The organism is Dorea amylophila, assembly GCF_025567265.1.
In the GTDB taxonomy this organism is placed as follows: Bacteria; Bacillota; Clostridia; order Lachnospirales; family Lachnospiraceae; genus Dorea_A; species Dorea_A amylophila.
Map to the genome: position 1 here is coordinate 70702 of NZ_JAOQJW010000018.1, position 11780 is coordinate 82481.

The 11780-nt window shown below is 42.4% G+C and carries 10 protein-coding genes; 9 read left to right on the forward strand and 1 reads right to left on the reverse strand.

The window, feature by feature from the left end:
• The first annotated feature begins 7 nt into the window (after window positions 1–7).
• From OCV72_RS11900 to OCV72_RS11910, 3 genes are read left to right on the forward strand one after another with little or no spacing between them, the layout of a single operon-like run.
• Window positions 8–1339: a phenylacetate--CoA ligase family protein gene (locus tag OCV72_RS11900; protein ID WP_055284070.1), complete on the forward strand. Its 1332-nt coding sequence runs from the start codon at window positions 8–10 to the stop codon at window positions 1337–1339.
• 15 nt (window positions 1340–1354) lie between these two features.
• Window positions 1355–1798, forward strand: coding sequence for an amino acid-binding protein (locus tag OCV72_RS11905; RefSeq protein WP_055284072.1), 444 nt, complete (start codon window positions 1355–1357; stop codon window positions 1796–1798).
• A gap of 18 nt (window positions 1799–1816) precedes the next feature.
• The gene (locus OCV72_RS11910; RefSeq protein WP_055284074.1) at window positions 1817–2563 is read left to right on the forward strand and encodes an SseB family protein; all 747 of its coding nucleotides are present in this window, start codon (window positions 1817–1819) and stop codon (window positions 2561–2563) included.
• Between the two features lie 154 nt (window positions 2564–2717).
• Here OCV72_RS11910 and OCV72_RS11915 read toward each other — a convergent pair whose 3' ends face one another.
• Complete coding sequence (locus tag OCV72_RS11915) at window positions 2718–2915, reverse strand: cold-shock protein (RefSeq protein WP_028088285.1); 198 nt, start codon at window positions 2913–2915, stop codon at window positions 2718–2720.
• A gap of 217 nt (window positions 2916–3132) precedes the next feature.
• On the opposite strand from OCV72_RS11915, the gene ptsP reads away from it, so the two are divergent.
• From ptsP to OCV72_RS11945, 6 genes are all read left to right on the forward strand, one after another.
• On the forward strand, window positions 3133–4758 hold the full coding sequence (ptsP, locus tag OCV72_RS11920) for a phosphoenolpyruvate--protein phosphotransferase (RefSeq protein WP_055284076.1): 1626 nt from the start codon (window positions 3133–3135) through the stop codon (window positions 4756–4758).
• A 49-nt stretch (window positions 4759–4807) separates the two neighbouring features.
• The gene (locus tag OCV72_RS11925) at window positions 4808–6190 is read left to right on the forward strand and encodes an NCS2 family permease (RefSeq protein ID WP_055284079.1); all 1383 of its coding nucleotides are present in this window, start codon (window positions 4808–4810) and stop codon (window positions 6188–6190) included.
• 98 nt (window positions 6191–6288) lie between these two features.
• Window positions 6289–8130 carry an ABC-F family ATP-binding cassette domain-containing protein gene (locus tag OCV72_RS11930; RefSeq protein WP_055284081.1) on the forward strand — a complete coding sequence of 614 codons (1842 nt, stop codon included), beginning with the start codon at window positions 6289–6291 and terminating at the stop codon, window positions 8128–8130.
• Window positions 8131–8146: 16 nt separating this feature from the next.
• On the forward strand, window positions 8147–8860 hold the full coding sequence (locus tag OCV72_RS11935; protein ID WP_055284083.1) for a DUF975 family protein: 714 nt from the start codon (window positions 8147–8149) through the stop codon (window positions 8858–8860).
• 39 nt (window positions 8861–8899) lie between these two features.
• Window positions 8900–9862 (forward strand): alpha/beta hydrolase, encoded by a 963-nt coding sequence (locus OCV72_RS11940; protein WP_055284084.1) that lies wholly within the window; start codon window positions 8900–8902, stop codon window positions 9860–9862.
• 27 nt (window positions 9863–9889) lie between these two features.
• The gene (locus tag OCV72_RS11945) at window positions 9890–11704 is read left to right on the forward strand and encodes a DUF6320 domain-containing protein (protein ID WP_055284085.1); all 1815 of its coding nucleotides are present in this window, start codon (window positions 9890–9892) and stop codon (window positions 11702–11704) included.
• The last annotated feature ends 76 nt before the right edge of the window (window positions 11705–11780 follow it).

Below are 11780 nucleotides of genomic sequence, written 5' to 3' on the forward strand. Positions count from 1 at the left end.
ACAGGTTATGGCAAGAGTAGCACTGAAAGATTGGAAAGAACAGATCAGAGATCCGAAGATTGAGTGTATGAGCAGAGATGAGATGACTGCACTGCAGAGCGATCGTCTGGTAAAACAGGTGAAAAATGTATACGAAAATGTAGAATTTTATCGTAAGAAAATGGATGAAATAGGAGTAGAACCAGGGGATATCAAAGGGATTGAGGATATTGGTAAGCTTCCGTTTACGACGAAAGAGGACTTAAGAGCAAATTATCCGTTTGGCCTTCTGGCTGTTCCAAAAGATAAGATTGTCAGGGTTCAGGGAACATCGGGAACAACTGGAAAACTTACCCTTGCTTCTTATACACAGAAAGACATAGATGTATGGAGCGAGTGTGTGGCCAGAGGTCTTACGATGGCAGGACTTACAGCAGAAGACCGCATTCATATCTGTTATGGATATGGATTGTTCACAGGAGGCATGGGGCTGGATTTCGGAGCAAGAAAGCTTGGAGCAATGGCTATCCCGATGTCAGCAGGTAATACGAAGAGACAGCTGATGTGTATGGAAGACTTTGGCGCAACTGCATTTGCATGTACACCATCTTATGCGCTGTATCTTGCAGAGGCTGCCAATGAGGCCGGAATTGTAGACAAACTCCAGTTGAAGGTTGGAATCAACGGGGCAGAGCCATGGACAGAAGAGATGCGTCTGAAGATCGAAGAACTCCTGGATGTAAACTGCTTTGATATCTATGGCCTGTGCGAGGTTACAGGACCAGGTGTAGCTTTAGAGTGTATCCATCATAATGGTATGCATGTATATGAAGACTATTTCTATCCGGAAGTATTGAACCCGGCTGATAACAGCCATTGCGCAGACGGAGAGATCGGAGAACTGGTATTTACAACACTTGCCAAAGAAGGTATGCCGTTACTTCGTTACAGAACCAAAGACCTTACAAGTATTGATCATTCTACCTGTGAATGTGGACGAACACTCCCGAGAATCTCAAAATTCAAAGGACGTACCGATGATATGAAGGTTATCCGCGGAGTCAATGTATTCCCGACACAGGTTGAGACTGCACTGCTTTCTGTCGGTGGAGGAGTTGCACCGCATTATCTGATGATCGTTGACCGTGAGAATAATCTGGATGTGCTGACCGTTATGGTAGAAGTGGATGAAAAATATTTCTCAGATGAGATTCGTAAACTGGATGAGTTAAAGAATAAAGTTGCGGCAGTCTTAAAACAGGCACTCGGTGTTGCAGTAAGAGTGAAACTCGTAGAGCCAAAGACCATCGAAAGAAGTGAGGGTAAGGCAAAACGTGTCATTGATAACAGAGGTTTATAAACAGGAGGAAATAACATGGGCGTAAGTAATACCGTACAACAGTTATCGGTTTTTTTGGAAAACAGAGAAGGACGTCTGGAAGAAGTATTAGATGTACTCGCAAAAAGCAATGTGAATATCGTAGCACTGAGTCTTGCGGATACATCTGATTATGGAATGCTGCGTATGATCGTATCAGATCCGCATAAGGGACGCATGGCATTAAAGGAAGTTGGGATTACTTCGATGCTGACAGATGTAGTAGCACTTCGTGTACCACATGCAACCGGTTCATTGAGCAAAGCAATGCATCAGATCGTGGACGGTGAAGTAAACATTGAATATATGTACGCTTTTGCAAATGGAGATGATGCGGCAGCAGTATTAAAGAGTGATGATCCGGCAAGAGTAATCGATATTCTGAAAGGAAGCGGCTTTGATGTGTACAGTGCAGATGAAGCGTATCGTGCAAACCAATAGACATGAAAGAGGAACAGTATGGGTGTAGATAAGAGTGATGTTTTAAAGAAAATGAGGGAAGCAGAAGCCATCTATGTATTGATGTCTGATTGTACCAGAATGCCTTTCGTAGTGTGCGATCCGGAGACTTATGATGATCAGGTGCTGATTTTCTTCTCTGAAGAAGAAGCCATGAAGGGCGGACAGGAATTCCTGAAAGAGGGAAATCCTCTGAAGATATTTAATATTGAAAATAAATACATGCTTCCATTTTACAGCAGTTTATTCCCGGCCGGAGTGAATGGGATGTGGGTAGGAAAAGATACAGAAGAAGAGATCAAGCTTCAACTCACAGAACTGGTCAGAAGACCGGAGCAGAAACCGGGAGAGGAACCGATCGAGAATCCGAGTTTCCAGATTACAGCTATGTACTTCATGCAGAAAGCACGTAAGCAGAAAGAAATGAAGATTACAGAAGATATGAAGGATCTTCAGGAAGAATTGATGGCGCATTATCAGGATGCAACTTTCATTACTGCGGTCACGGAAGAGAAGAAAATGCCGGTGTTGAATAAGAATGACGGACAGGTATTATTGCCATTATTTACCGATGTTCAGGAGTTTCTGAAGTTCCAGAACAATCATTCGGATACAAGATATTCTATGGGAGTGCTGGAAGCGGTAAAAGTTCCGGAAGCAATGGGTGATGAAATGACAGGTGTAGTGGTGAATCCATTTGGTGTGGATCTGCAACTGAATATTGCAAGACCACAGAATCAGAATTAGTACTTACAGGTACGAAAAAGCCGGATAACATTTGTTATCCGGCTTTTTTTCGTAATCTCTCGCATTAAGTCATGTATTTCTTTTAAATATTCAAATCTGAAATAGCTATATTTTAATATATAAAAAGTACATCAAAAACTTAGATTCGTTATGATTAGAGCGGTGTTACATTAACAGCCTGTGGTCCTTTGGCGCCGTCTGTAACTTCGTATTCCACTTCCTGACCTTCTTCAAGCGTCTTGAATCCATCCATGTTCAGTCCTGAATAATGAACGAATACATCATGACCTTCAGCGTCAGAAATGAAACCGTAACCTTTTTGGTTGTTAAACCATTTTACAGTACCTTTCATGATCATACCTCCATAAAATATTATTAAATCGCATATTTATATAGGAAAACTATAAAATACACTATTGTCAGATTAGCATATATTGATAAATACGTCAATGGATATATGAAATGTTTTTGTGTTTTTGTACAAAAAATCAATCTACTTGACGAATGAACGTCAAACGTGTAAAGTAATATTGTTCAAACTAACAAAGGATTAAAAGGTTGGAAAAACTATGATTACATTGACAGGAAAAAAGATATCGGAAGGAATTGCGATCGGAAGACTTTCCTTTTATAAGCGTGATACAAAAGAAATCCGCAGGATCTATGTCAAAGATGTAGAAAAAGAAGTGATGCGTTTTCAAAAAGCCAGACAGAAGGCATTGCAGGAATTACGCGATCTGTATGATCTGGCAGCGAAGGATGTCGGAGAAGCGAATGCGGCAATCTTTGAGATGCAGCAGATGATCCTGGAAGACCAGGAGATCATCCGTCAGATTACAAGTATTATTGTTGAGCATAAGCTGAATGCAGAATATGCGGTAAAAAATGCGGTTGAAAATATTTTGGCAAGCGCTTCAAAGAGTAATAAAAATTATGTGCAGGGGCATGAGGCAGATGTAAAGGATGTATCGACAAGAGTACTCCGGATTCTTGCAAGGACATGGAAAGATAAGATGCTGACGGATGAGCCGTTTATTCTTGCTGCGGGAGAACTTTATCCAAGTGAGACTGTAAAGTTTGATAAGAGCAAAATTCTTGGATTTGTGACCAGATATGGAACTATCAATTCCCATACGGCTGTGCTTGCAAGAACCAAAGGAATACCATCGGTGATCGGACTGGGAGAATCCCTGAAAAAAGAATACGAAGGCAAGACGATCATCATCGACGGTTTTGAGGGAAAAGTATATATTGAGCCGGATTATACGACGATTTCCAAGATGAAGCAGAAGCAGGATGAGAATCATACCCAGGTACAGAATCTGGAACGTCTGAAGGGAAAAGAGAATATTACACAGAGTGGACAGAAGATTGACGTCTGTGCAAATATCGGAACCAGGGAAGATATAGAAAATGTACTGAGAAGTGATGCCGGAGGAATCGGATTATTCCGCAGCGAATTCCTGTATATCGAAAATGGGACAAAGCTGCCGACAGAAGAACAGCAGTTCCAGGTATACCGTCTGGCAGCAGAGGCAATGGGCACCAAAAAGGTCGTAATCCGTACCGCAGATCTGGGAGGCGAAAAGCAGGCAGAATGTCTAGAGCTCGGAGAAGATAGAAATCCGGAGATCGGTTATAGGGGAATCCGTGTATCGCTGGATAAAGATGAGATATTTAAGACACAGCTCCGTGCAATTTTACGTGCATCCGCATATGGAAATATGTCGGTCATGTTTCCGATGATCACGGATGTGGAAGAAGTAAAACAGGCGAAACTGATTCTGGAAAAGATAAAGAATGAACTGAAAGACGAGAAGATTCCGTTCAATGAAGAGATTAAGATCGGTGTTATGATCGAGACGCCTGCAGCGGTTATGATCAGTGGAGAGCTGGCAAGAGAAGCAGATTTCTTCAGTATCGGAACGAATGACCTGACACAGCTGACACTCGGAATGGACAGAACAAACAGCAGACTGGAGCGCTTTTATAATACACATCATCCGGCGCTTCTTAAGATGATCCGTATTATTGCCAATAATATCCACTTGGAAGGAAAGAAAATCGCATTATGCGGTGATCTGGCGGCTGATCTTAGTCTGACTGAGAAGTTTATCCAGATGGGGATCGATGAGTTGTCTGTAGCACCGAGCCAGGTACTTGCTTTGAGAAAAAAAATAAGGGAAATACAGTAAGTTATAGTTAATATCTTGTTGTTGAGAGTATAAGGAGGAAAAGAGTAACATGTTGGAAAAATTATTTAAGCTCCGTGAGAACGGGACGGATGTCAGGACCGAGGTTATGGCAGGTATCACCACGTTCATGACCATGGCGTACATCCTTGCGGTCAATCCGAGTATCCTGTCTGCGACAGGGATGGATTCCGGTGCGATCTTTACATCCACAGCACTGGCGGCAATGATCGGTACGTTTCTGATGGCATTCTTTGCCAATTATCCGTTTGCACTGGCGCCGGGAATGGGATTGAATGCGTACTTTGCATATACCGTTGTTCTCGGAATGGGGTATAAGTGGGAAGTTGCACTGACAGCCGTCTTTGTAGAAGGTATCGTATTTATTGTACTTTCGCTTACAGATATCCGTGAGGCAATCTTCAATGCAATCCCGAAAAATCTGAAGTCTGCAGTCAGTGTCGGCATCGGATTGTTCATCGCATTTATCGGACTTCAGAATGCAAATATCGTAGTGGGAGGTTCTACGCTTTTGGAGTTATTCTCAATTGATGGGTACAACAGTGCAAAAGGTGTGGAAGCATCCATGAATAACGTGGGAATCACGGTTCTTCTTGCATTGATCGGTGTGGGAATTACAGGAATTCTGGTAATTAAGAATGTAAAGGGAAATATTTTATGGGGAATCCTGCTCACATGGATTTTAGGAATTATCTGCCAGATGGCAGGTATCTATGTGCCGGATCCGGAGATTGGATTCTACAGTCTGCTTCCGGACTTTAGCAGTGGATTTTCAATCCCTAGTATCATGCCGGTATTTGGTAAACTTGATTTTAGCGGAGTATTTTCTCTGAATTTCATCGTCGTTATCTTTGCATTTTTATTTGTTGATATGTTTGATACGATCGGAACATTGATTGGTGTATCTACCAAGGCAGGTATGTTAGATGAAGAAGGACATCTTCCGAATATCAAAGGGGCACTGATGGCTGATGCGGTTGCAACAACCGTCGGAGCAGTTCTTGGAACAACAACGACTACCACGTTCGTGGAAAGTGCATCAGGCGTATCTGAAGGAGGAAGAACCGGGCTGACTTCCGCAACAACAGCCATTTTATTCGGGTTGTCGTTGTTCCTGTCACCAATCTTCCTTGCAATTCCATCGTTTGCAACAGCACCGGCATTGATCGTAGTGGGATTCTATATGTTGACAAATGTGGCGCACGTTGATTTTGATGATTTTTCAGAAGCACTGCCATGCTACATCTGTATCCTGGCTATGCCATTTTTCTACAGCATCTCAGAAGGTATCTCTATGGGAGTGATTTCTTACGTGATCCTGAATCTGATGACTGGAAAGGCAAAAGAAAAGAAGATCAGCGCATTAATGTATGTACTTGCGGTATTATTCATATTGAAATATATCTTTCTGTAAAATATAATAGAAAGTGGAGAACGAAAAGAGATCGGTGTTTCCGGTCTCTTTTATGACTTATAAAAGTATCCGAAAGATACATGAAGGAGAACAAACGTATGAATTTACTTACGATGGAACATATTACAAAGGCTTATACAGACCGTGTTCTTCTGAATGATGTTGCATTCAGTATCAATGAAAATGAGAAGATCGGTGTGATCGGAATCAATGGGATGGGAAAGTCTACGCTGTTAAAAGTGACTGCAGGAATCGAACCATATGATGAAGGGAAGATCAGTATGGGAAAGCAGGTGAAGATCTGCTATCTTCCGCAGACACCGGAATTTGAAGAAGGAACGACAGTTCTTCGCGCAGCAATTGCAGATAATGTAAATGAACTGAACCAGTGGACGATCGAGGCAGATGCCAGATCTATGCTGAATCAGCTGGGGTTCTATGATTATGATGAAAAAGTAGAGCATATGTCCGGCGGACAGAAGAAGAGGATTGCACTGGTCAATGCATTGCTGACACCGGCTGACATACTGATCTTAGATGAGCCGACGAACCACCTGGACAATGCAATGTCAGAGTGGCTGGAGGAATATCTGATCGGCTTTAGAGGGGCAATACTGATGGTTACGCATGACCGTTACTTCCTGGATCGTGTGGCAACAAGAATCGTGGAAGTGGATCAGGGAAAGCTATACAGTTATCCGGGAAATTATTCCGAATTTGTTAAATTGAAAGCAGAGCGTCAGGATATGGCACTGGCTACGGAACGGAAGAGGAAGAGCCTTCTCCGCACCGAACTTGAATGGCTGGGAAGAGGTGCAAGAGCCAGAAGCACGAAGCAGAAAGCACATATTGACCGGATCAAAGCGATGCAGGAGATCAAGGATATTCAGGAAGAAAAGAGAGTGGTACTGGATTCCATAGCATCCCGTATGGGAAATAAGACGATCGAGCTGGAGAATGTCAGCAAATCTTATGATAACAGAAAGCTGATCAGTGATTACAGCTATATATTCCTGAAAAATGACCGCATTGGAATTATCGGTCCGAACGGCTGTGGCAAGACAACACTTCTTAAGATCATCAATGGGATCGTGAGGCCAGACAGTGGAACAATAGAAATCGGGCAGACCATCCGGATTGGATATTTTTCGCAGGAGAACGAATATATGGATGCGTCCATGAAAGTGATCGACTATGTGAAAGAAGTGGGGGAATATGTCACTACATCTGACGGAAAGATCACGGCATCACAGATGCTGGAGCGTTTTTTATTTGACGGAGCCATGCAGTGGTCGAAAATCGAGAAGCTTTCTGGAGGAGAAAAGCGGAGATTGTATCTGATGCGTGTGCTGATGAGTGCGCCGAATGTGCTGATCCTGGATGAGCCGACGAATGATCTGGATATCCAGACACTGACTATTCTGGAGGATTATCTGGATCACTTTGATGGAATTATCATAACAGTATCTCATGACCGGTATTTCCTTGATCGTATCGTGAACCGTATTTTTTCTTTTGAAGGAGACGGGAAGGTACGCCAGTTTGAGGGAGGATATTCTGATTATCTGATTCGAAAAGAACTGGAAGGTCTGGATACGGAGATGTCATTGAAAGGACATGCCGCAGCAACAGAAGAACAATCAACGAAAGGGGAAAGTTCTTCCAAAGATACATGGAAGCAGAGAAAACCGAAACTTAAGTTCACGTATAAAGAGCAGCGGGAGTTTGAGACCATCGACGATGATATTGCAAAGCTTGAAGAAAAGCTCGAGACGCTGGATGCACAGATTGCAGCTAATGCGACTAATTCAGTGAAATTACGGGAACTCATGGAGAAAAAAGAAGAGACAGGGAATGCGCTGGATGAAAAGATGGAGCGCTGGGTATATCTGAATGATCTGAATGAAAAGATTCAGAATGCAGATATAATAAAAGAATAGACAAGGAGGATATGATATGAGTTGGACAAGAGACAGACTGAAAACAAATGGCAGGATTGCATTTAAAAAGAATTACTGGTCATGCGTCGCTGTAGCCGTGATCATGGGAATTATCACAGGATTAAGTGGTGTGAATGGAGGAAGAGCCGGAGGCAGTGCTTCGCAGAACAGTTTGTATGGAACAGATGGATTTGGATATCCGTTTGCCGGATTGGTGATTACAATGACAGCAATTATAGTGACTCTCATAATTCTAGCACTGGAGATATTTATGGGAAGTCTTCTAGAAGTAGGCGGAAAAAGGTTCTTTGTTCTCAATAAGACAGAGAATCCAACAGTCGGAACCATATTTGATGCATTCCGTTCCGGACATTATGTGAATGTTGTGCTGGTGATGTTCCTGAAAAATCTGTTTACATCTTTGTGGACGCTGCTTTTCGTTATTCCGGGAATTGTAAAACATTATGAATATCTGATGATCCCTTACATTCTTGCAGAGAATCCGGGAATGGACAGAAAAGAAGCATTTCAGATCAGTAAGCGTATGATGGACGGGCAGAAGATGGAGACATTTATTCTGGATCTGTCATTTATCGGATGGATATTACTGTCTGCAATTACCTGTGGAATCGTTGGGATATTCTATGTAAATCCGTACAGGGAGGCGACATTTGCAGAATTATATGCATTTAATAAGGCAAAAGCGTATGAAGAAGGATATATCAGATAAGGAAAATCAGAAAGAAAAGTTACAGGTAAAGGAAGTAGTATGGCGATTAATAAATCCATGAGAAGAGTATTGAAAGCTCTGTCTTTTGACGGCATTGAAGTAGAAGCCTCGAGGCATCTGGCAAATTTAAAGGCAATCGATCCAATGAAAATCTTTTATAAGACGATTGATTATAAGATTTATAACGGTGATCATCAGATTCCGGTGAGGATATTCCTTCCGGGAGAGAAGATGGAAGATGATCTCCCGGCATTGTTGTTCTTTCACGGAGGCGGATGGGTAACGGAAAGTATTGACAATTATGAGAGAATCTGTGCCCGTCTGGCATCGGCAACAAATCATATTGTTGTATCGGTAGAGTACAGGCTGGCACCGGAATATCCATTTCCGACAGGTTTCTATGACTGTTATATGGCGGCAAAGGCTATGTTTACGAACCGGTTCATTTTGAATACAGATCCGGACAAGATCACTTTGATCGGGGACAGCGCAGGCGGGAATCTGGCAGCAGCTGTTTCACTGATGGCAAGAGATCAGGGAGAATTTCTGCCAAAGAGACAGATTCTGATCTATCCGGCAGTGAATAATGATTACAGTGAGAATTCCCCGTATCTGTCAGTCAGACGCTATGGAACAGAGTATCTTCTGACAGCTGGAAAGATGAGGGATTATATTAATTTTTATGCTTCGGCAGAAGAAGATAAGAGGAGTAAATATCTTGCACCTCTGATGGAAACGGATTACAGTAACCAGCCGGATACATTGATCTTAACAGCAGAATGTGATCCGCTCAGAGATGAAGGGGAAGAGTATGGAAGGCGTCTGAAAGTAGCCGGAAATCAGGTGGAGATTCACCGGATTCAGGATGCACTTCACGGATTTTTTGCACTTGGGGTAAAATATTACCATGTGCAGGAGAGCTTCGCGATTATTAACCGCTTTCTTGACAGCTATGGACAGAAAGAAAGCGAAAAGAATGTCAATCCGGCGGATGGTGAATAGCAGCGGGAGAGAGAAGGGGGAAAAGCAGTGTTTGAACAAAAACGCGCTTACTGGAGAAGTTTGGATAATGCAGCAAAGTTATTTTCTGCTGCCAGCAGTCCGAAAGATACCAGAGTATTCCGGTTCTATTGTGAACTGAAGGAAGAAGTGGAAGAAAATGTCCTGCAGGAGGCACTGGATCAGACAATTGAAAAATATCCGGTATTCCTGTCGGTCATGAGAAAAGGCTTGTTCTGGCACTATCTGGAGAAAAGCGAATTAAGACCGATAGTAAGAAAAGAATATAAAGAACCATGCAGCAGTCTGTATGTACGGGATAAAAAGACGCTTCTATTCGAAGTGACCTATTATAAAAAACGGATTAATTTTGAAGTATTTCATGCACTGACTGATGGAACCGGCGCGACGGAATTCTTGCGGGAACTGGTGAAGAATTATCTGCATCTGGTTCATAAGGATGAACTTGAACCGGTTGAATTATCAGATCAGTATCTGACGGTAAAGGATCAGGAGGATGACAGCTTCAGCCGTTATTACGATCCGGATTTTCCAAGAAAGAAAAAGAAGAAGATCAAGGCATTTCAGATTAAAAAGAACGGAAAGGGATACGAAGAACTGCAAGTCAATGAGGCGACTGTGTCGGTAAAAGAACTTTTGGGCATCAGCAGGGAAAAGGGAGTATCCATGTCGGTGCTTTTAACGACGGCGTTCATATGTGCAATTCATGAGGAAATGAGCCGGATACAGGAAAAAAAGCCGGTCATACTGATGGTTCCGGTGAATTTAAGAAAGATATTTCCATCCGATTCGATGCTGAATTTTTTTGGTTATATAGAACCGGGATATCAGTTTGGAGAAGAAAAAGATTCGTTTGAAGATGTACTGGAAGCAGTTAAGATATATTTTCGGGAGAATCTGTCTAAGGAACATATGGCAGGTCGGATGAATGAATTGATTGCAATAGAAAAGCATAAAATTTTAAAGTGGGCACCTCTGGAACTTAAGAACCGGTGTATCCGTGCAGGAGCTAAGATGGCAGAGCAGGAAGTGACGGCTGTGCTTTCTAATATGAGTGTAGTAAAGATGCCGGAAGATTATGCGGACTATATTGAAAAATTCGGAGTGTATACCAGTACGAACCGGACAGAATTATGTATCTGTTCTTTTAAGGATACACTTTCACTCAGTTTTACATCAAGATATGACAGTACGAATATCCAGCGGAATTTTTACCGGATACTGACAGAACTCGGCGTACAGGTTACGGTTACAGAAGCGGATTTTCCGGAGGATGCAAAAGCAAATTACGAAGGGAAGAAAGTGTTGCAGATATTTACATTCTGCTGTATTGCAGCAATTGTGCTCAGTATGATGACCGATATCATCATATCCCCTGGGGTACACTGGTCGGTATATGTAGCGTCCGGCTGTGCAACGATGTGGTTTACGATGGCAGTTGGGTATGTGAAGCGCTTTAACCTGTTGAAGAATGCGGCGTGGCAGCTTTTGATCATGTCCGGCATCTGCGTGTTATGGGATCTGGGAACCGGATGGAGGGGATGGTCGGTAAATATCGGAATCCCGAATATCTGCCTATTGATCCAGATTGTAATGCTGATTATATCCCGAATACGGTCATTATCACCAAGAGAGTATATGATATATTATGTAATGGCGTCGGTATATTCGATGATACTGCCGTTCGTACTGCTCATGACAGGGGTGATCCGCTACAGAACTCCGTCTGTCATCTGTATCGGCTGTAGTTTTCTGCTGATGATTGGACTTATCATGTTCAAAAGAAAAGAATTTAAAGAAGAAATGCATAAAAAGCTAACTTGAAAAAGTAAATTCCAGTGCAGAAGTAAATTCCACACTCATTTAAAAGTTCTTGATTTTCTAAGAGTTTTATAAGCTC